Annotated in this window: 18 protein-coding genes; 11 read left to right on the forward strand and 7 right to left on the reverse strand. The window is 62.5% G+C overall.

All coding sequences use genetic code 11. The features are described 5' to 3' along the window. Window positions 1-85: 85 nt before the first annotated feature. Entirely contained in the window at window positions 86-1,459 is a 1,374-nt protein-coding gene (locus OVY48_RS20100; protein WP_313924194.1) for a M20/M25/M40 family metallo-hydrolase, read from the reverse strand. A 102-nt stretch (window positions 1,460-1,561) separates the two neighbouring features. Between OVY48_RS20100 and ettA the strand changes: the two genes are divergently transcribed. Together ettA and OVY48_RS20110 are read left to right on the forward strand one after the other, a co-directional pair. Beyond that, window positions 1,562-3,247, forward strand: coding sequence for an energy-dependent translational throttle protein EttA (gene ettA, locus OVY48_RS20105; protein WP_313924195.1), 1,686 nt, complete (start codon window positions 1,562-1,564; stop codon window positions 3,245-3,247). A gap of 23 nt (window positions 3,248-3,270) precedes the next feature. Further along, window positions 3,271-4,392: a 5-methyltetrahydropteroyltriglutamate--homocysteine S-methyltransferase gene (locus OVY48_RS20110; protein WP_313924196.1), complete on the forward strand. Its 1,122-nt coding sequence runs from the start codon at window positions 3,271-3,273 to the stop codon at window positions 4,390-4,392. A 184-nt stretch (window positions 4,393-4,576) separates the two neighbouring features. Here the strand turns inward: OVY48_RS20110 and OVY48_RS20115 are convergent, their stop codons facing one another. Further along, entirely contained in the window at window positions 4,577-5,392 is an 816-nt protein-coding gene (locus OVY48_RS20115; RefSeq protein ID WP_313924197.1) for an NYN domain-containing protein, read from the reverse strand. Window positions 5,393-5,402: 10 nt separating this feature from the next. Beyond that, on the reverse strand, window positions 5,403-6,041 hold the full coding sequence (locus tag OVY48_RS20120; protein WP_313924856.1) for a carbonic anhydrase: 639 nt from the start codon (window positions 6,039-6,041) through the stop codon (window positions 5,403-5,405). A 65-nt stretch (window positions 6,042-6,106) separates the two neighbouring features. Between OVY48_RS20120 and lipA the strand changes: the two genes are divergently transcribed. Continuing rightward, complete coding sequence (gene lipA, locus OVY48_RS20125) at window positions 6,107-7,048, forward strand: lipoyl synthase (RefSeq protein WP_313924198.1); 942 nt, start codon at window positions 6,107-6,109, stop codon at window positions 7,046-7,048. A gap of 7 nt (window positions 7,049-7,055) precedes the next feature. After that, window positions 7,056-7,532 (forward strand): type II toxin-antitoxin system RatA family toxin, encoded by a 477-nt coding sequence (locus OVY48_RS20130; protein WP_313924199.1) that lies wholly within the window; start codon window positions 7,056-7,058, stop codon window positions 7,530-7,532. Here the strand turns inward: OVY48_RS20130 and OVY48_RS20135 are convergent. Next, entirely contained in the window at window positions 7,478-7,996 is a 519-nt protein-coding gene (locus OVY48_RS20135) for a CinA family protein (RefSeq protein WP_313924200.1), read from the reverse strand. The two genes, OVY48_RS20130 and OVY48_RS20135, sit on opposite strands and share 55 nt — an antisense overlap. Before the next feature lie 4 nt (window positions 7,997-8,000). After that, window positions 8,001-9,170 carry a bifunctional 2-C-methyl-D-erythritol 4-phosphate cytidylyltransferase/2-C-methyl-D-erythritol 2,4-cyclodiphosphate synthase gene (locus OVY48_RS20140; RefSeq protein WP_313924201.1) on the reverse strand — a complete coding sequence of 390 codons (1,170 nt, stop codon included), beginning with the start codon at window positions 9,168-9,170 and terminating at the stop codon, window positions 8,001-8,003. Window positions 9,171-9,280: 110 nt separating this feature from the next. Between OVY48_RS20140 and dusB the strand changes: the two genes are divergently transcribed. From dusB to hflX, 7 genes are all read left to right on the forward strand, one after another. After that, entirely contained in the window at window positions 9,281-10,303 is a 1,023-nt protein-coding gene (gene dusB, locus OVY48_RS20145; protein WP_313924202.1) for a tRNA dihydrouridine synthase DusB, read from the forward strand. Next, the gene (locus tag OVY48_RS20150) at window positions 10,300-11,409 is read left to right on the forward strand and encodes an ATP-binding protein (RefSeq protein WP_313924203.1); all 1,110 of its coding nucleotides are present in this window, start codon (window positions 10,300-10,302) and stop codon (window positions 11,407-11,409) included. The genes dusB and OVY48_RS20150 overlap by 4 nt, the downstream gene beginning before the upstream one ends. Further along, a complete protein-coding gene (gene ntrC / locus OVY48_RS20155) occupies window positions 11,409-12,854 on the forward strand; it encodes a nitrogen regulation protein NR(I) (protein ID WP_096060615.1) in 1,446 nt (481 codons plus the stop codon). The genes OVY48_RS20150 and ntrC overlap by 1 nt, the downstream gene beginning before the upstream one ends. 111 nt (window positions 12,855-12,965) lie before the next feature. After that, window positions 12,966-15,236 (forward strand): ATP-binding protein, encoded by a 2,271-nt coding sequence (locus OVY48_RS20160; RefSeq protein WP_313924204.1) that lies wholly within the window; start codon window positions 12,966-12,968, stop codon window positions 15,234-15,236. Beyond that, window positions 15,226-16,596: a sigma-54 dependent transcriptional regulator gene (locus OVY48_RS20165; protein ID WP_313924205.1), complete on the forward strand. Its 1,371-nt coding sequence runs from the start codon at window positions 15,226-15,228 to the stop codon at window positions 16,594-16,596. Before OVY48_RS20160 ends, OVY48_RS20165 begins: the two co-directional genes overlap by 11 nt. Window positions 16,597-16,726: 130 nt before the next feature. Next, entirely contained in the window at window positions 16,727-17,221 is a 495-nt protein-coding gene (hfq, locus tag OVY48_RS20170; RefSeq protein WP_310222215.1) for an RNA chaperone Hfq, read from the forward strand. A gap of 145 nt (window positions 17,222-17,366) precedes the next feature. After that, window positions 17,367-18,701, forward strand: coding sequence for a GTPase HflX (gene hflX / locus OVY48_RS20175; protein ID WP_069066700.1), 1,335 nt, complete (start codon window positions 17,367-17,369; stop codon window positions 18,699-18,701). A gap of 4 nt (window positions 18,702-18,705) precedes the next feature. On the opposite strand, the gene mazG is transcribed toward hflX, so the two are convergent. After that, window positions 18,706-19,485 (reverse strand): nucleoside triphosphate pyrophosphohydrolase, encoded by a 780-nt coding sequence (gene mazG, locus OVY48_RS20180; protein ID WP_313924857.1) that lies wholly within the window; start codon window positions 19,483-19,485, stop codon window positions 18,706-18,708. 240 nt (window positions 19,486-19,725) lie between these two features. Then, window positions 19,726-21,144: an ISNCY family transposase gene (locus OVY48_RS20185; protein WP_313921885.1), complete on the reverse strand. Its 1,419-nt coding sequence runs from the start codon at window positions 21,142-21,144 to the stop codon at window positions 19,726-19,728. Between the last annotated feature and the right edge of the window lie 8 nt (window positions 21,145-21,152).

The raw sequence follows: 21,152 nt of genomic DNA on the forward strand, positions 1-21,152 counted from the left end.
TAACGTGTGCGCTGCACAAATCAATGCTTTTCTGCGTCGGTGAAGCGACAGAATCACGCGACGGGGTGTTGTCTACAATAAAAGTTCAGTTAACGCCCATGGATTCTGATGCATTGGCGATAAGGTTCAATGTGACGGCCCAGGCGGCGACGTTTTGGCGCAGTTGCGCGGGGTCCACCTTGTCCAGCGTATCGTCGGGCGTGTGGTGCAGATCGAAATAGCGCGTGCCATCCTGCTGAAGGTCGATGACCGGTACGCCCGCCCGGACCAAGGGTGCGATGTCTGCGCCGCCGCCAGCCTCCTGCTTGCTTGCGCCGATGCCGAGCGGGGCCAGTGCCGCCGCTACGCGCGTCGCCAGCGCTTCATGTCCTTGCGGCAGCTTGAAATCGACGCGCCACACCCGGTCGGCACCAAAGTCCGACTCGATCGCCAGCGCATGTTTTTCCGCGCCATGGGCCTTGAAATAAGCGCGCGCGCCATCGCCGCCGACTTCTTCCGCGCCTGCCATCAGCACGCGGATGGTGCGGCGGGGCTGGCCTGCTTTCGCGACATGCAGGGCGGATGCCGCCGCAATGGCGCAGCCGCTGGCGTCGTCGATGGCGCCCGTGCCCTGATCCCAGCTGTCGAGGTGACAGGCCGCGACGACGACGCCTGCCGCCGGATCGCTACCGGGAATTTCGGCGATGACATTGCCTGATGGCTGATCCTTGAGCATTTTCGATGTCAGGGTGAGGTGCAGCTTCACCGGCTGTCCGCGCGCAATGACGCGGGCGAGTTGTTCGGCATCGGGTACGGAGAGGGCCGCGGCCGGTACCGGCGTGACGCCATCGGCCCACATCTGAACGCCGGTATGGGGCATGCGGTGATGATCAGTGCCGATCGAGCGGATGAGGATGCCGATCGCGCCCTTCTTCGCCGCGATGCTTGGCCCCTGACGACGTGCTGCGCCAAAATAGCCGTAGGAGGAGCCGTCCTGCGTTGCTTCCATACCATGGCTGACGAAGGCGATCTTGCCCTTCAGGCTCGCGTCGGGGGCCGCTTCCAGATCGGCGAGGGTCGGGAAATAGACGACTTCGCCGGTAATCCCCTTGTCCGTGGTCGATCCGCTATTGCCCAGCGCCGCCAGCACTAGATTTTGCGGGAAAGGCGAGAGGATCTTCGCTTCGTCATGGCCGCGCACCCATACCGGCATGGTATAGGGTTCGGCCCGCACATTGCTGAACCCCAGCGCCTTGAGCTTAGCCACTGCCCAGTCGCGCGCGCGCGCCTCCTGAGGCGTGCCGGCCGGGCGCGGCCCGACTTCGGTGGTCAGCCCTTCGGTAAAGTCCCAGGCGACGTCGTCCTGGAGCGCCGCTTCGCGAATCGCGGCACTGTCTGCCGGGGCAGCGAAGGAGAGGGTGGGGGTGAAAGCGCTGCCAAGGAGGAGGGCGGCCAGCGTGCCCGATCGGATTTTCTGCATGGATGAGAGCGTAGCGAGCCATCACCCATTTGCCAATGCGTCCCGCCTCCGCTAACTCCGCGCCAAATCCTTTCTCTGTCTTTATTCGGAGCTGCAGAACCCATGTCCGCCTCCTCGCAATATGCCTATGTCATGAAGAGCATGACAAAGACCTTCCCCGGCGCGCCCAAGCCGGTGTTGAGCAACATCAACCTGCAATTTTATCGCGGGTCCAAGATCGGCATCGTCGGGCCGAACGGCGCGGGTAAATCGACCCTGATCAAGATCATGGCCGGGATCGACACTGATTTTTCGGGCGAAGCCTGGCCGGGCGAGAATATAACCGTCGGCTATCTGGCGCAGGAGCCGCAGCTCGATCCCAACAAGAATGTCCTGGAAAACGTCAAGGACGGTGCCCGCGAGATTGCGGACAAGATGGATCGCTTCAACGAGATCAGCAACATCATGGCCGATCCGCCCGAAGACGTCGATTTCGACGCGCTGATGGAGGAAATGGGCACGTTGCAGGAGCAGATCGACGCGGTCGATGGCTGGACGCTCGACAATCAGCTCGAAATCGCGATGGAAGCGCTGCGCTGTCCGCCGTCCGACCTGTCGGTCGAAAATTTGTCGGGTGGTGAAAAGCGCCGGATCGCGCTGACCCGGCTGCTAATCCAGAAGCCAGACATCCTGCTGCTCGATGAACCTACCAACCATCTCGACGCCGAAAGCGTCACCTGGCTAGAAAATCACCTGAAGGAATATGCGGGCGCGGTGCTGATGATCACCCATGACCGCTATTTCCTCGACAATGTCGTGGGCTGGATCCTCGAACTCGATCGCGGGAAATATTTCCCCTACGAAGGCAACTACTCCACCTATCTGGAGAAGAAGGCCAAGCGTCTCGAGCAGGAGGACCGCGAGGCCACCGGCCGCCAGAAGGCGATCAACGACGAGCTGGAATGGATCCGGGCCGGCACCAAGGGGCGTCAGACCAAGTCCAAGGCGCGTATCAAAAAGTTCGAGGAACTGGTCGCAGGGCAGAATAATCGCAGCCCCGGCAAGGCACAGATCGTCATCCAGGTGCCGGAGCGGCTGGGCGGCAAGGTCATCGAATTCAAGGGCATCAGCAAGGCCTATGGCGACAAGTTGCTGTTCGAAGACCTGTCTTTCCTGCTGCCGCCGGGCGGCATCGTCGGCGTGATCGGGCCGAACGGTGCGGGTAAATCCACGCTGTTCAAGATCATCACCGGCCAGGAAACGCCCGATAGCGGCGAAGTCGATATCGGTACGACCGTGCGGCTGGGCTATGTCGACCAGAGCCGTGATCATCTCGACCCAAGCAAGAATGTCTGGGAGGAAATTTCCGACGGCCTCGATTATGTGAAGGTCAATGGCCATGACATGTCGACGCGCGCCTATGTCGGTGCCTTCAACTTCAAGGGGCAGGACCAGCAGAAGAATGTCGGCAAGCTGTCGGGTGGTGAGCGCAACCGCGTACACATCGCCAAGATGCTGAAAAAGGGCGGCAACGTGCTGCTGCTCGACGAACCGACCAACGATCTCGACGTCGAAACGCTGGGTGCGCTGGAAGAGGCGATCGAAAATTTCGCGGGCTGCGCCGTGGTCATCAGCCATGACCGCTTCTTCCTCGATCGGCTTGCCACCCACATATTGGCGTTCGAAGGCGACAGCCATGTCGAATGGTTCGAAGGCAATTTCGAAGCCTATGACGAGGATAAGCGCCGCCGTCTGGGCGACGCGGCCGATCGGCCCACGCGCCTCGCCTACAAGAAGCTGACCCGATAATCGCGCATCACGGATTTTTGACGATGACCAACTCTACCCCTCCGTTTCGGGCCGATCATGTCGGCTCGTTGTTGCGGCCCGCTGCCGTTACCGCTGCCCGAAAGGCGTTTTTTGAAGAGGGGAGCATGTCCCGCGCGGAATTGACCGCGATCGAAGACGCCGGGATCGTCGAAGCGGTAAAGATGCAGGAATCCGTTGGCCTCAAGGTCGTGACTGACGGGGAAATTCGCCGGTCCTTTTGGCATTATGATTTCATGGGCGGGCTGACTGGCTTCGACCTGGAACAGCGTGACCCGGAAGAAGGCGCGCAGTTCCATGGCGTCAAATTGCGGCCGACCTTTCCGGTCATCACGGGCAAGCTGGATTTCCCTGCGGACCATCCGATGCTCGACCATTTCCGGTTCCTGGCGAAAACAACCAGCGTAACGCCGAAGATTTCGATTCCTGGCCCAAGCTGCTGCCATTTTCGGACCGCTAAGGAGGATATTCGCGTCCCCGAATATGCCGATCTCGATGCCTTGTTTGCGGACCTGTCCGCCACCTATGCCAAGGCGGTTCAGGCCTTTTATGATGCGGGTTGCCGCTATCTGCAGATGGACGATATTTTCTTCGCCTATCTGTGCGACCCCAAGCATCGGGCGCAGAAGGTGGCCGAAGGCATCGATCCTGACTGGCTGATCACTGCCTATGCCCGCATGATGCAGGACGCGATCAAGGATCGCCCGGCCGACATGCTGATCGGGATGCATATGTGCCGCGGCAATTTCCGCTCCACCTGGGCGGCCGAAGGGGCTTATGATCTGGCGGCCGATGCCATCTTCAATCAGACCGGCGTCGATCTGTTCTTCATGGAATATGACAGCGAGCGGGCCGGAGGTCTGGAGCCGCTGCGCTTCCTGGCCAAGGGCAAGCAGCGGGTCTATCCCGGCTTCATTACGACGAAGGTGCCCGATCTGGAGCCGATCGACGGCTTGAAGCGGCAGATCGAGGAAGCGGCGAAATATGCCGACATCGATCAGCTCGGCATTGCGCCCCAATGCGGCTTTGCTTCCACCGAAGAGGGCAATGCGATCACGCCGGATGAGCAGCGGGCGAAGCTCGAACTCGTGGTGCAGACGGCGCAAGCCATCTGGGGCGAAGCGTAATTCTATTGCGGTTGCAACATTTGCAACCGCAAGCCATCGCTTTGCACTTGTTATGATACCGCTATCAATGCAGGAAGACGGTGCCTTTCAGGCATCCTCTCCTAAAACTTTACGGGCCGGTCTTTGCGAAGACCGGCCCTTTTTTTGTGATCGTCGGTAGCGTCGCGGCTTTCCGTCGCGCGGATCAATTGACCCGCTTGATCCAGACCTGTCCGCCTTCGCGCGTTTCCGAGATGAAATTGGGAATGTCCTGCACCAGGTCGGACAAGCGCTTATAGCCATAATTGCGCACGTCGAAGCTGGAGCGGTTCCCGGCCAATTGGCCTACCGATCCCAATCGCACGAATCCGCGTTCGTCGCGGGTGACCGATCCATAGGCGTCGATCAGCAATTTGATGACTTCCTCGTCCACGGCTTTCTTCGCCACCGGGGCGGGTGGCGCGGCTTTGGCCGGACTGGCTTTCGCAGGCGTGCTTTTTTCTGTCGCTGGCGGCGACTTGGCGGCGGTTGCTGTCACTTTCTTCGCGACTGGCTTGGTCAACGGCACTTCGGCTGCGGCCAGCGCTGCGACGTCGATGAAGCGGGTGCAGGCACGGCGGAAGCCTTCGGGCGTCTGAACCGAGCCAAAGCCATAGACCGGGATGCCCTGCTGCCGGATGCGGGTGACGAGCGGGGTGAAGTCGCTGTCGCTCGACATGAGGCCAAAGCCATCGACCCGGCCCGATGCCATCAGGTCCATGGCGTCGATCGTCATCTTCATGTCGGTGGCGTTCTTGCCTTTGGTCAGGTCGAACTGCTGTTGCGGCTCGATCGCCTGCGCGACCGAGAGCGCGGCCCAGGTCTTGAGCGTGGTCTTGCTCCAATTGCCATAGGCGCGGCGGATGTTGACCGTGCCGAGTTCGGCCAAGACGGTCATCACCGGATCGAAATGCGCAGCGGACGCATTGTCGGCATCTATCAGCAGGGCGATATTGCCGCTGCCATCGCGTGTCGACGCCATATCAGTCCTTTCAGGCGGGCGAGAAAATGCCGCTTTGCTCGTCCATGACGTGCAACTGGCCATCGGCAATGGCGAAGAAGGCACCGACGAGTTTCAATTCGCCCTTGCGCTCCTTGGAGCGGACGCAGGGGAAGGTGCGCAGGTTGGCGAGGCTGACCTTGACCGCTTCCTGCTCCATCGCCCGTTCGACTGCGTCGCTACGTTCGTCGCCATGGGCAGCAATCACCGTCTCGCGTGCATCGTCGAGCAGTTCGATCCAGGCATGGATAAATCCGCCGTCGCCCGGTTCCGCATCTTTCAGATCATGGCTGAGCGCAGCCTTGCAGCCGCCGCATTTGCCATGGCCCATGACCACGATCTCGCCCACTTTGAGCACCTGCACCGCAAATTCCAGCGCTGCCGACACGCCATGATGGCCGGGCGTTGTTTCGAACGGGGGCACGAGGGCCGCGACGTTGCGGACGACGAAGATTTCGCCGGGGCTGCTGTCGAAAATCTGGGTCGGGTCGACGCGGCTGTCGGAACAGGCGATGACCATGACGCGGGGGCTTTGCCCTTCGTTCAATTCATCCCATCGGCCGCGCTGTTGCGCCCATCCGGTTTCACGGAAGCGGCGATAGCCTGCGAGCATGTCGGTAAAGTCGGTCATGCGACGGGGTGTGCCCGACAATATCAGCACTGGCAAGACCAGCCCTGCATCGCTATCTGGGGCCAATGAACGACATTGCCCCCATCCCCGTGCCCGGTCAGCCGGAGCGCATGCGCAAGCCCGACTGGATCCGCGTCAAGGCACCGACCAGCCCCGCCTATCATGAGACGCGCAAGTTGATGCGGGACAAGGGGCTAGCCACGGTATGCGAGGAAGCGGCTTGTCCCAATATCGGTGAATGCTGGTCGAAGAAACATGCGACCGTCATGATCTTGGGCGATGTCTGCACCCGCGCCTGCGCTTTCTGCAACGTCAAGACGGGCATGCCGCGGAAGGTGGACGTTAATGAGCCGCAGAATCTGGCCGATGCGTCGGCGGAGATGGGGCTGGAGCATATCGTCATCACCTCGGTCGATCGCGACGATCTGCCCGATGGCGGTGCGTCGCAATTCGTCAAGGTGATCGAGGCGCTGCGCCGGACGACGCCCAACACGACGATCGAAATTTTGACCCCGGACTTCCGCAACAAGCATGAGCGGGCGGTCGACATGATCGTCGCGGCGCGGCCGGACGTTTATAATCATAATCTGGAGACAGTGCCGCGTCTCTATCCGACTATCCGGCCCGGTGCGCGCTATTATGCGTCTCTGCGATTGCTGGAGTCGGTCAAGCGGCTCGATCCGTCGATCTTCACCAAATCGGGCATCATGCTGGGCCTGGGCGAAGAGAGGCTGGAAGTGCATCAGGTGATGGACGATATGCGGTCGGCCGATATCGATTTCCTGACGATGGGCCAATATCTCCAGCCCACGCCCAAACATACCAAGGTGATGGAGTTCGTCACCCCGGCGGCGTTCAACAGCTATGCGGCGATCGCGCGGGCCAAGGGCTTCCTGCAGGTCGCGTCCAGCCCGCTGACCCGGTCCAGCTATCATGCCGGCGAGGATTTCGCGCAGATGCGCGCGGCGCGGGAAGCGAAGCTCGCCAAAGCGGCGGTGAAGGCCTGAATCCTCGATGCCTAAGCATAGCGAAACCCGCCATCTGCCCTACACGCCGACCCAGATGTTCGACCTGGTGTCCAATGTCGCGGCTTATCCTGAATTTCTGCCCTGGGTCAGTGCGATCCGTGTCCGATCGGACAGCGAAGCGGACATGGTTGCCGACATGATCGTGGGCTTCAAGGGGATCAAGGAAAGCTTCACCTCGCGCGTTCACAAGCATCGCCCCGACCATGTCCGGGTCGATTATATGGACGGGCCGCTCAAGCATCTGCACAATGAATGGCGCTTTCGCGACGACGGGCAGGGCGGGGTGCTGGTGGATTTCGAGGTCGAGTTCGAATTCAAGAACCGGTTGTTCGAAATGCTGGCGGGCCAGGTGTTCGACCGGGCGTTGCGCAAGATGATCGGCGCGTTCGAAACCCGCGCTGCCGCGCTTTATGACGCAGAGGGTTCGGGTAGCAGCAGTTCGAGCGCGCATAGCGCCGCCTGAAGCCGGACGCCGCCGCGGCCGGTATCGCCGAAATGCCGCATGTCGGCGACGACCTTGTCCGCCGACGCGCCGCGTTCGGCGCGGGCGAAGACGACCGTGCCGACCGGTTTTTGTTCGGTCCCGCCCCCTGGCCCTGCGATCCCGGTGATGGCGACGGCGACATGGGCGTGACTTTGCTTGAGCGCGCCTTGGGCCATGGCCCAGGCGGTGGCGATCGAGACGGCGCCGAAGGTTTCCAACACATCCTGCGACACCTTGAGAAGTTCGACCTTCATGTCATTGGAATAGGTAATGAAACCGGCTTCAAATACGTCGGATGATCCGGCAATCTCCGTCAGCGCGGCTGATACGAGGCCGCCAGTGCAGCTTTCCGCCACGGCGACCGTGCGGCCTGCGCGCCGGTTGGCGATGATGACGCGCTCGGCGAGGTCGACGAGTTCGGCGGGAAGGATGTTGTCGGGCATGGTGTCAGGATAGCGCGGGAAGGGAGAGGGTGGCAACCGCCTGCGCCGCAATACCTTCGCGCCGTCCGGCAAAGCCGAGCCGCTCGGTCGTGGTCGCCTTGACGCTCACCCGGTTGATCGGGACCGCGAGAATGGTGGCGATGCGGGTTCGCATGGCGTCGCGATGCGGGCCGATCTTGGGTGCTTCGCAGATGATGGTGAGATCGATATGATCGATCCGCCCGCCGCGCGCCGTCACCCGATCGCCTGCATAGGCGAGGAAACGATCGGACGACGCGCCGCGCCACTGCGCGTCGGAGGGCGGGAAATGGCTGCCGATGTCGCCTTCCGCCAGCGCGCCGAGTAGCGCATCGACGATGGCGTGGAGCGCGACGTCGGCGTCGCTATGTCCGGCGAGGCCACGATCATGCGGGACCAGCACGCCGCCCAGCCATAATAATTCGTCCGCCGCCAGACGATGCACATCATAGCCCATGCCGACGCGCACGGTCATGGCGGGTGCGAGCCGGGCTTCTGCGCGGGCAAAATCCTGGGGATAGGTCAATTTTTCCAGTCCTTCATCGCCATCGACCAGGATGACGTCATGGCCCGCTGCGCGGAGAATCTGCGCGTCATCGGTGGCTTCGCGCGTGATGTCCCAGGCCTGGTGAGCCGCGAGTATCGTGTCGAAGCGGAAGGCTTGGGGCGTCTGCGCCCGGAACAGTGAGTCGCGGGGCACGCCATCGGCCATGCGCCCATCCATGCCGCGCACCAGCGTATCGGCGACGGGCAGCACGGGGATCGCGCCTTCCGCATCATCCAGCGCGCCGAGTAGTCGGTCGATCACGGCACCAGGCAGGAAAGGCCGAGCCGCGTCATGGATCAAGACCCGTGCTGCGCCATCCGTCGCTGCGATCGACTCCAGCCCGGCGCGCACGGAGCCGAGGCGGCTATCAGCGCCTTCGATGAAGGAGGCCACGCGATCGCCCAGCAGCTTGCGGGCCGTGTTTTCCTGCCCTGCGCCCAGCACGATATGGATCGCATCAATCCCGCCATGCGCCGCGAGCGCGTCATAGGCATGGGCCAGCACGGCCTTGCCCGCCACGAGGCGAAATTGCTTGGGCGTGTCGCCACCGGCCCGATTGCCCTGGCCCGCCGCGACGATCAGGGCGACAGTCTTGCTGTTGTCTATCATGGCGTCAGCGCATAGCCGAGTGCCGGGAGGGCCGCCAGACCCCATCCCTTGCCGACCCCTCCCATTTCGGCTATGGTCTGCCTGTTTTTTAGGCAGTAGCATCAGAGTTTATGTCCAGGCTTTCCCCCATCTCCATCGGTCCGGTCACCATCGCGACGCCGGTCGTTCTTGCGCCGATGACGGGCGTGACCGACATGCCGTTTCGCACGCTGGTTCGTCGCTATGGCTGCGGCCTCAATGTGACCGAGATGATCGCGACTGCCGCGATGATCCGTGAGACGCGCCAGTCGCTGCAAAAGGCGGCCTGGCACCCGTTGGAAGAGCCGGTGTCGATGCAATTGGCGGGCTGCTCGCCGACCGAAATGGCCGAAGCCGCCAAGCTGAACGCTGACCGCGGCGCGGCGATCATCGACATCAATATGGGTTGCCCGGTCAAGAAGGTCGTCAATGGCGATGCGGGCAGCGCGCTGATGCGTGACCTGCCGCTCGCCGCTGCGCTGATCAAGGCGACGGTCGAGGCGGTGGATGTGCCGGTGACGGTGAAGATGCGGATGGGCTGGGACCATAGCAGCCTCAACGCGCCCGAACTGGCTCATATCGCCGAGGATCTGGGCGCGAAGCTGATCACCGTCCACGGCCGGACCCGGTGCCAGATGTACAAGGGCAGCGCCGATTGGGGCTTCATTCGCTCGGTCAAGGAGGCGGTGAAACTGCCCGTGATCGCCAACGGCGATATCTGCTCGATCGAGGATGCCGACATGGCGTTGGAGCAGAGCGGCGCGGATGGCGTGATGATTGGGCGCGGTGCCTATGGTCGGCCTTGGCTGATAGGGCAGGTGATGGCCTGGCTGGAACGGGGCGAGCGTATCCCCGATCCCACGCTGGAAGAACAATATCATGCGATCATAGGCCATTATAAGGCAATGCTCGATCATTATGATAATCATACCGGCGTCAATATGGCGCGCAAGCATATCGGTTGGTACACCAAGGGACTGACCGGATCGGCCGAGTTCCGCCATGCGGTGAACCAGGAACCCGACGCGGCGAAGGTGCTCGACATGCTTGCTGGTTTCTACGAGCCACTCATCGCCAGTGGTGTAGATGCCACCGCCATGCGTCAGGCAGCATGACCGTTGCCATGACGGTCGTCCCGCCGCTTCGCATGCAGCAGGACGGACCATCGCTCAGCGACCAGATGACCGCATTGCCGGTCGCGACCCTGTTGGTGCGGCCGGACAACAGCATTGCCGAAGCCAATGTCAGTGCCGAGACGTTGCTCAACATGGCGCGGTCGGCGATCATCGGTAGCGATGTGGCGCGGACCATCCGTATCGCGGAGGCCGGGGCGCGCTTCGATATCTGGCATAGCAACAAGCCGATCGCCGCCTATGACATCAAGGTCCATGCCGGGCGCACCGCCGAGATGGAGGTCGATCTGATGATCTCCCCCATCATCGATCATGAGGGATGGCGGGTGGTGTCGCTCCACGCGCAGAGTCAGGCGCGTAAGATCGGCCATCGCGGCACATCGGGCGGCGCGCGGTCGGCCATGGGCGCGGCGGCGATCCTGGCGCATGAGATCAAGAACCCGCTATCGGGTATTAGAGGTGCGGCCCAACTGCTTGAATCGGGGCAGGATGGCCGTGACAGTGCCTTGACCCAGCTTATCTGCAACGAGGTCGACCGCATCGCGGCGCTGATCGACCGGATGCAGGATTTCACGACCGACCGGACGCTGGAATGCCGCCCTGGCAATATCTATCCACTGATCGACCGCGCGGCGGGGATTGCGTCGGCGGGATTTGCCAGAAACGTAAAGATCATAAAACATTATGATCCGTCCTTGCCATTCGCCAACATCAATGAAGATGCGTTGGTGCAGGTGATGATCAACCTGCTCAAAAATTCGGCCGAGGCGCTGGAGCAGGTCGAAAATCCCAGCATCCGCGTCGAGACGGCCTTTCGCCATGGCGTGTCCGTGGTGATGGGCGGGGGCAAGGGGAGTGCGGTCCTGCCGATCGAGATAGTCGTCGTGGACAATGGGCCGGGCGTTCCCGAACATATTTTGGACCATCTCTTCAACCCCTTCATCACCGGCAAGCGGGACGGGCAGGGACTTGGGCTGGCGCTGGTCGATAAGCTGGTCCGCGACATGAGCGGCTTCGTCCAATATTCGCGCGATGCTGATGCCGGCGAATCAACGTTCCGTATCCTCCTGCCGATGGGCATGGGCTGATGGCGGCGACGGGAACCGTTCTGGTCGTTGATGACGATCCCGCCATCTGCGTGGTGGTGGGCGAGGCGCTGCGGCGGCAGGGGCATAAGGTGAAGACCGCCGCGTCGATCCGCGAGCGGGCGGCGCTGATGGAGAGTTTTCGGCCCGATATCCTCATCACGGACGTCATGCTGCCCGATGGCGATGGGCTGGAGGGCGTGGCGGACATCATCGCCAGTCGCCCGGACTTGAATGTCATCATCCTGTCGGCGCAGAACACGCTCAACACCGCAATCCGCGCGACCGAAAAGGGCGCGTTCGAATATCTGCCCAAGCCGTTCGATCTCAACGAACTGACTCGTGCCGTCGCCGATGCGCTGGGCACGCGGGAGAGCGCGACGGAGGAGGAGGGCGATGGCGGCCTGCCGCATGACGGCCTGCCGCTGGTCGGTCGATCGCCCGCGATGCAGGAAGTCTATCGGACGATTGCGCGGGTGCTTTCCAACGACCTGTCGATCCTGGTGCTGGGCGAGTCGGGCACGGGCAAGGAGTTGGTGGCCGAGGCGATCCACAGCCTGGGCCAACGACGCACGCGCCCTTTCATCGCGATCAATATGGCGGCTATTCCCCGCGAACTGATCGAGGCGGAATTGTTCGGTTATGAGAAGGGGGCTTTCACCGGCGCCCATGCCCGCACCGCCGGCAAGTTCGAGCAGGCGCAGGGCGGCACATTGTTCCTCGACGAGATTGGCGACATGCCGATGGAGGCGCAGACGCGGTTGCTGCGCGTCCTGCAATCGGGCGAGGTGACGACGGTGGGCGGGTCCAAGCCGGTGCGGGTCAATGTCCGCATCATTGCCGCGACCAACAAGGATCTGCCGCCGCTGATCGAGGAAAATCGCTTTCGGCAGGACCTCTATTACCGGCTGAACGTCGTGCCAATCGCCTTGCCGGCGTTGCGGGAGCGGCGCGATGACGTGATCCTGCTGGCGCGCCATTTTCTGGAGCGGGCGGCGCAGGAAGGCCTGCCGCGCAAGACGCTGGCGGACGATGCGGCGCAATTGCTGATGGCCTATCATTGGCCGGGCAATGTGCGCGAATTGCAGAATATGATGCAGCGCCTGTCGGTGTTGAGCCGGGAAAATGTCATCACCGCCGACATCCTGCGCAACATGCTGCCGATGGATGCGGTGCCCGCCGATTATGCCGCGCCCGCCGATCATCTGGCCCACGCGGTGCGCGATTGGGCGAAGCGGCAGCTGGGTATCGGGCTGGGGCAGGCCAATCGCAGCCTGCATGATGATCTGCTGGCGGTGATCGAGCCGATCCTGTTGCAGGAGGTGCTGTCGAGCGTCGATGGCAATCAGATTCGCGCCGCCGGATTGCTGGGCATCAATCGCAATACGCTGCGTAAGAAACTGACGGATTATGGCCTGGACCCGCTCCAGCTCCGCCTTGCCGACTAATCTGCATCAGCGGGATTTTCGGGACGAACCGACGGGCGATATCGACCAGCGACAGGTTTTGGCCCAAATACTGTGTTTGATCGGGCACGGGGTTGTTGTAACAAAGCCACTATGAGCGGCGCGACCACATTTTCCCGGCGGGCATCGACATGGCGCCGACGATTGCCGCCTTTTCTGCGGCATGGGCGGTTGGCGGCGCTGGTGGAGGGCGTAACGCTCGCGCTGTTCCTGGGCGTCGCGGTGCTGACCTATCAATTGTTGGCGGGGGGGAGTGCGCCGTCGGGCGACCTGCTGACTCCGCCGATCATCGCGCTGTTGCTGGTAGCCAATCTGGTGCCAGCGATCGCGCTGCTGATGCTGTTGGGGCGGCGCGTGGCCAAGCGGCGTGCGGCGCAATCGGCGATCGGCAGCGATGGGCAGTTGCACGTGCGGCTGGTCGCCATCTTCTCGATCGCGGCCAGCGTGCCGATGCTGCTGGTCGTGATCTTCGCATCCCTGCTGTTCCAATATGGCGTGCAATTCTGGGCGTCGGACAGCGCGCGTGGGATGCTGCAAAATGCGAGCGACCTGGCGCGCGGCTATTATGAGCAGAATCTGCGCGAGGTGAGCGACGAAACCGTCACCATGGCGGACGATCTGCGCGACTATCTGACCCAGTCCGATGTCTCCAGCCCGCGCTTTGCCGAAGGGTTCATCTTCCAGGTGGTGACGCGCAAACTGAACCGTGCGTCGATCATCGAGGTCGGCAAGGACGGCGTGGCGCGGACGGCTGCGACGGTCGAACCGGACAACAGGCCAGCGTCAGAGATATTGACGCCGGAAGTCACCAAGCGGTTGGCGGCGGGCGAAAATGTCGTGGTGCAGGCGCGGCAGAACCAGATCGAGGCTGTGACGCTGCTCTATCCGGGGTCGAAAATCTATCTTTACGTGACGCGCAATGCGGGCAGTTCGTCCTTCTCCAATGCGGAGCGGGCGAAGACGGTGATCGCGGACTATGACCTGTTCGCGGCCCAGTCGCGCGCGTTGCAGTTGCGGTTCAACATCGCCTTGTTCGTGGGGTCGCTGCTGCTGGTCGGCATTGCCGTCTATATCGCGCTGGCCGTGGCCGACTGGATGGTGCGGCCGGTCAATGAGCTGGTGACGGCGGCGCGGCGGATCACGGCGGGCGACTTGTCGGCGCGCGTTACCAGCCTGCAGAGCCGCGATGAGATCGGCACGCTTGCGGCCGCGTTTAACCGGATGACACAGCGGCTGGAAGCGCAGACGGGCGCGCTGGTAGGCGCGAACAGTCAGTTGGACGAGCGGCGCGCCTTTATCGAGGCGATCCTGTCCGGCGTCAGCGCGGGCGTGCTGTCGGTGGATCGTGACGGCGAGATCCAGTTGCTCAACCGGTCGGCTGCCGCGATTTTGGTGGAGGAGGGCGATGATCCGGTTGGTCGCACGCTGGCCGAGATTGCGCCGGAATTGGCTGAGTTCATCGCGTCGGGTGACGGCGCTGGCATCGTGCAGGTGCGCGCGCATGGCGACCTGCGCACGCTCGCGGTCAAGCGGTCCGAGGATGCGTCGCGCCATATCTTGACGTTCGACGATATCACACAGCAACTGTCCGATCAGCGCCGCGCCGCCTGGTCCGATGTCGCGCGCCGGATCGCGCATGAGATCAAGAATCCACTGACACCGATCCAACTGGCGGCCGAGCGGCTCCAGCGACGCTATGCCGAGGAAATCACTAGCGACCGGCCGACCTTCACCCGGCTGACCAGCACGATCGTCCGGCAAGTGGGCGATCTGCGCCGGATCGTGGATGAATTTTCGTCCTTCGCGCGGATGCCCAAGCCCGTCTTCCGGCGCGAGGCCGTGGCCGATATTGCGCGCCATTCCCTGTTCTTGCACGAAGTCGCGCACCCCGCGATCCGCTTCGAATTCCATAACGACCAGCCCGACCTGGAACTGGTTTGCGACCGGCGGCAGTTGGGGCAGGCACTGACGAACATTGTCAAGAATGCGGTGGAAGCCATTGAACCCAAGCCGGTTCCCGACGATGGCAGTCCGCGCGGTCATGTCCGCATGACGCTGGCGGGCGAGTGCGACGCGCTGATTATCACGGTCAGCGATGACGGCATCGGGCTGCCGCCTGAACGGGATCGTATCCTGGAACCCTATATGACGACGCGGACCAAGGGGACGGGTCTGGGCCTGGCCATCGTCAAGAAGATTGTGGAGGAGCATCTGGGGGAAATCCGCTTCGACGATGCGCAAGGTGGCGGTGCGCGCGTGACGTTGCGGTTTGCCGCAGGGGCGCTGGAACGACTGGAAGAGGGGCAGGTAATCGCCATGCCCCAGGGTAATTTGACGGGAAAAGTGACGGCCAATGGCGCTTGATATTCTGATAGTCGACGATGAAGAGGATATTCGCGATCTGGTCGCGGGTGTTCTGGAGGATGAGGGTTTTACCGCTCGCACCGCCGGCAATGCCGACGCCGCGATCGAGGCGCTGGACGCCCGCCGCCCTTCGCTCGTCCTGCTCGACGTCTGGTTGCAGGGGTCGCGGATGGACGGCCTGGAACTGCTGGACGAGATCAAGCGGCGCGACCCCACCATCCCGGTGCTGATGATTTCGGGCCATGGCAATATCGACACTGCTGTCGCGGCGATCCGCAAGGGCGCAGCCGACTTCATCGAAAAGCCGTTCGAGGCCGACCGGCTGCTGCACCTCGTCAGCCGCGCCACCGAGACCGAACGGTTGCGGCGCGAGAATCAGGTGCTGCGCGCGCGGTTCGGGCAGGATGATGAGTTGACCGGCAGTTCCGCGTCGATCAACGGCGTGCGTGCCACGATCAAGAAGGTCGCGGGCACCGGCAGCCGTGTGCTGATTTCGGGGCCAGCGGGCGTCGGCAAGGAAATTGCCGCACGCATGCTGCATAGCTGGAGCGGGCGGGCCGACTCGCCCTTCATCATCGTCGCCGCCGCGCGCATGGACCCCGACCGGGTCGAGGAGGAATTGTTCGGGCTGGAGGACCAGAGCAGCCTTGTTCGTCCAGGCTTTTTGGAGCAGGCCCATGGCGGCACGCTCTATATCGATGAAATTGCCGACATGCCGATCACCACGCAGGGCAAGATCTTGCGCGTGCTGACCGATCAGAGTTTCACGCGCGTTGGCGGCCAACGCCATGTGAAGGTGGATGTGCGGGTTATTTCGTCCACGGCACGCGATCTGGCAGGCGAGATCGAGGAACGGCGGTTCCGTGAAGATCTTTTCTATCGCCTCAACGTCGTGCCGCTCGCCATTCCGCCGCTGTCCGAACGGCGCGACGACATCCCGCCACTGGTCGAACATTATCTTGCCCGCTTCGCCGCAGAACGGCGCGTGCCGCCGCCGGAGATGGCGAGCGATGCGATGGCTGCGCTGCAGGCCAATGAATGGCCGGGCAATGTCCGCCAGTTGCGCAACGTCATCGAACGCACGATGATCCTGGCGCCGGGGGACCGGATCGGCCGGATCGAACTCGACATGCTGCCGCCTGAATTGACCAGCGGTGGCGGCGGGGAGGGGATGGGCCAGTCCGCGATCATGGGCGCACCGCTGCGCGAAGCACGCGAGAGCTTCGAGCGCGAGTATTTGCGCATTCAGATCCGCCGTTTTTCGGGCAATATCTCGCGCACCGCGGCCTTCATCGGCATGGAACGCTCGGCACTGCACCGGAAATTGAAGCTGTTGGGGATAACCGACGACAAGGAATAAGGCCTTGCCATTCCCCATGGACGACTGTTCGCAATTGCGATACGAACGTTGCGCCTCCGACAAGCGGGGGCAAGCAAGACACCCTGCTTAAGGGCGCACGAGCGGGTAACGTCCCGCCAAGAATAAAGGACTGGCGACGACCATGGCCGACAAAATGAACAATTTGCAGGATATTTTCCTCAACAGCCTGCGCAAGAGCAAGACCCCGGTGACCATGTTCCTGGTCAAGGGCGTCAAGCTGCAGGGCATCATCACCTGGTTCGACAATTTTTCCGTGCTGCTGCGCCGCGATGGCCAGTCGCAGCTTGTCTACAAGCATGCCATTTCGACCGTCATGCCAGCGCAGCCGATGGACTTGTCCGACCTGCGCAAGGCGAGCGAGGGCAATGGCAAGGCGAAGCTGCTGCAGGAAATCTTCCTGTCGGCCGTCCGCAAGTCGGGCAGCCCGGTAACGATGTTCCTGGTCAATGGCGTCATGCTGCAGGGCGAAATCGCTGCGTTCGACCTGTTCTGCATGTTGCTGGAACGCGATGGCATGGTCCAGCTCGTCTACAAGCACGCCATTTCGACGGTCCAGCCGCTCCATGCGCTCGACCTGACCGGCGAGAATGAACAGGACGATTGACCGACCCTGCGCGGATCGCACGCGCCGTCCGCATTTTACCGAATATTAGTTTATGCGCTCCCGCGCAGGCCGTTGCCCCGTTCCTTCGTTGGACCGGGTAATTGTCTGTTCGGGAGCGTCCTGTGTTTTGAGGCGTTACACTTCCATGGCCATATTCAATCGCGATTCTGAAGATGAAGTGGCGCGCGGCGCGCGCGCTGTCGTCGTTCATGCCGAAACCCATGGCGGTGATCGGCGCGACAGCGACGCCCGGTTGGAGGAAGCGCGCGGGCTGGCCTTGGCGATCGGCATCGATGTGCGCGCGGCGCAGGCATTCCGGGTGCGCGATCGCAAGCCCGCCACCTTGTTCGGCAGCGGTCAGGTCGATCAGATCGCTACACTGGCGCGACAGGAAGAGGCCGACCTCATCATCGTCGATAATAGCCTGTCTCCCGTGCAGCAGAGCAACCTCGAAAAGGCGTGCGAGGCCAAGGTCATCGACCGAACCGGGCTGATCCTGGAAATCTTTGGCGAACGCGCCGCGACCAATGAAGGGCGGCTGCAGGTCGAGCTGGCGCATCTCGATTATCAGGCCGGGCGCCTGGTGCGCAGCTGGACCCATTTGGAGCGGCAGCGCGGCGGCTTCGGCTTTCTGGGCGGTCCGGGCGAAACCCAGATCGAGGCGGATCGGCGCATGATCCGCGATCGCATGGCGAAGATCCGCAAGGAACTCGATCAAGTCACGCGCACGCGCGGGCTGCATCGCGCCCGGCGGCAGCGCGCACCCTGGCCGGTGATTGCGCTGGTTGGCTATACCAATGCGGGCAAATCGACGCTGTTCAACCGGATGACCGGCGCGGATGTCATGGCGCAGGATTTGCTGTTCGCCACGCTTGATCCCACGATGCGCCAGATTGCGCTGCCCGGCCTCGACAAGGCGATCCTGTCCGACACGGTGGGTTTCGTCTCCGATCTGCCGACCCAGTTGATCGCGGCGTTCCGCGCCACGTTGGAAGAAGTGCTGTCGGCCGACCTGATCGTGCATGTTCGCGATATTGCCCATCCCGACAGCGATGCGCAGCGCGACGATGTGCTGGATGTGCTTGGCGAACTGGGCGTTGCGGGCGAAGCCGCGCTGGAGCGGGCTGAGGGTGAACCGCCCGCGCCATTGATTATCGAGGCTTGGAACAAGCTTGATTTGCTGGACGCCGACGCCGCTGTGTTGGCGCGCGAAACAGCAGCGCGGCGCGATGATGTGGCCATCTTGTCGGCGCTGACCGGGGAGGGGGTAGAGCAGCTTCAACGCATGATCAGCGACCATATGACCACGGGCGCGAAGGTCTATGGCCTGCGCATCCCGGTGTCGGATGGCGCGGCGATGGCCTGGCTGCATGAACATGGCGAAGTGCTGTCCACGGACGTCGAAGAGGAGGAGAGCCGCGTCGAGGTGCGGCTGTCCGATGCAGCCTTTGCGCGGTTCGGGAAGCGCGGGGAAGCCTAAGCGCTTAGGGCCTTTTCTCCTGCCGCTTGGCCTGCTGCCATAGCTCTTCCTTCGCTTCCAGCGAGAGGGCGGCGAAGTCGGCGCCAGCCTGCTGCTCCATCGCGCGGAAGCGGCGATCGAATTTTGCATTGCCTGCGCGCAGAGCGGCTTCCGGGTCGACCTTCAGATGGCGTGCGAGGTTGACGACGGCGAACAACAGGTCGCCGACTTCCTCGGTGCGCTCAGCCTGCGTGGTCGCAGCGCGGACTTCGTCCAGTTCCTCCACGATCTTGTCGATGGCGCCGGCCGTATCGGGCCAGTCGAAGCCGGTACGGGCGGCGCGCTTCTGCAGCTTTTCAGCGCGAAGCAGCGCGGGCAGGGCGTTCGCCACACCGGCAAGCGCGCTGGGGTCCGGTTCCTTTTCGGCCCGTTCGGCGGCTTTGATCGCCTCCCATTGGGCATGGCCGTCTTCGCGCCGTGCGTTTTGTCCGAAGACATGGGGATGCCGCCGGGTCATCTTTTGGGTGATGCCGTCGATCACATCCTGCAGATTGAAGTGACCGGCCTGTTCGGCCATGCGGCTGTGAAAGGCCACCTGGAGCAGAAGGTCGCCAAGTTCATCGCAAAGCGCCGCCATATCGTTGCGCTCGATGGCGTCGGCGACTTCATAGGCTTCCTCGATCGTATAGGGCGCGATCGAGCCGAAATCCTGCGCGATGTCCCATGGGCAGCCCGTGTCGGGATCGCGTAGCCGCGCCATGACGGTGGCAAGCGGCATGATGTCGGCGGGACTGGCTTTGGACATGGGCGGTTCCGGCTGTTGGAGAGGCTGATCCAGCCGATAGGGCGTGTGCCGGGCTATGGCCAGCATCGATCATTGTTCCTGCTAATTAGAGAAGTCACTATCTGAGCCATATAGAAATGTCACAGGCTTGAGGACAGCAGGGGCTGCGTGGAGCCCTCGGGATAGCGCAGCGCAGACCCTGCTGATGCGCTGACCACGGGCTGGTGGACCATGGACCCGCTGCGTGAGCAGTGGGCGCGGTCATGTCCTCTGCACGAACCTGAGCGTGCCGCGTTCGCGCAACTCTGCGTCGCTCAGCCTGGGACCGCGCTTGAGCTTTGACCCACCCAGTTTGCGGCGATCGATCTTCGCGGGCGGTTCTGGCTCGGGGAACATATGCATGGGCTGGTCGCGGCGGGCAGGGGCGTCATTATTGCGTTTACGGTGATGCGGCATGATCGCTTGCATCTGTCTGGCCAACATCAGCGCCGCGTCGAGATGCTTGTTCTCGACAATGGCAGGTTGGTTCACCTGCCGCATCTTGTCGAACTGACGATAGGGCAGGACATGGCCCTCATGCTCGATCTCCAGCCTGCCGTCGGGATATTCACAGACCGTCACCCGCTTGCGCGCCAGTTTTTTGCTGACATCGTTCGGTTCCAGAATGAACATCGCCTTGTTGTAATGCAGCGTCAGTGCAGCCGTCACGGTCCGCTGCTCCCGCCAGACCATGATCGAGCACAGATCGTCATGTGGGGCGAGGGGGCGGTGCAGATCGCGGGCATGGAAGGCGGGTCGGGCGAACCGCTCGTTGTGCCTGGTCCTATAGCTGTCGAGGAAGGTGTTGGCGTCCTCGATCGATGAGATGCCTTCCAGGCGCATCGCTTTGACCAGGCGATCCTGCAAGGTGGCATTGGCCCGTTCGACCCGGCCCTTGGCCTGCGGCGAGTTGGCGCAGATGATCTCGATGTTCAGAGCATCCAGCGCGCGACCAAAATGCGTCATGCCATCCCCGCGCGCTGCGCTGGCTTTGGCATTGCGGAAAACACTGTGCTTGTCGGAATAGAACGCCACCGGCTTGCCATGTCGCTCTATATATTGGCGCGTCGCCTCCATATAGGCGAAGGTGCTCTCGCTCTCGACCATCTGGAGGTGCATCAGCTCGCTGGTAGCGTCGTCAATATAGACCAGCAGAGTACATTGTGGGCCGCGGTCTTCGAACCACCAATGTTTTGAGCCGTCGATCTGGATCAGCTCACCCCGGCAGTCCCGCCGATAACGCGGTTGATACGGGCGAGGGCGACGGGCGTCACGGTCCTTCCAGAATCCGGCCTGAATCATCCACTTGCGTAAAGTCTCGTGCGAAATCGTGATCTGGTGCCGCTCGGCGAGATATTCGGTCGCCAGCGTCGGACCGAAATCATGATAGTGCTGGCGCACCAGGTCGAGAACGCGTGTGCGAAGGTCCTCCTTGAAGGCGCGGTTGCTAGGGCGGCCGCGCTTCCAAGACACAAGTGCTTCAGGGCCGTCTGTATGTAATCGGTCGAGCAACCGGTACACCTGGCGGCGACATACCCCAAGCAGCATCGCTGCATCCTCGACCCTCAGTTCACCACGGTCGAAACGAAGCAGTGTATCGTACCGTGAAAGCTCGCCATGGCTCATTGCCACCACCGTCATAAGCGTGT

Source organism: Sphingobium sp. SA2 (assembly GCF_032227065.1).
Lineage (GTDB): Bacteria > Pseudomonadota > Alphaproteobacteria > Sphingomonadales > Sphingomonadaceae > Sphingobium.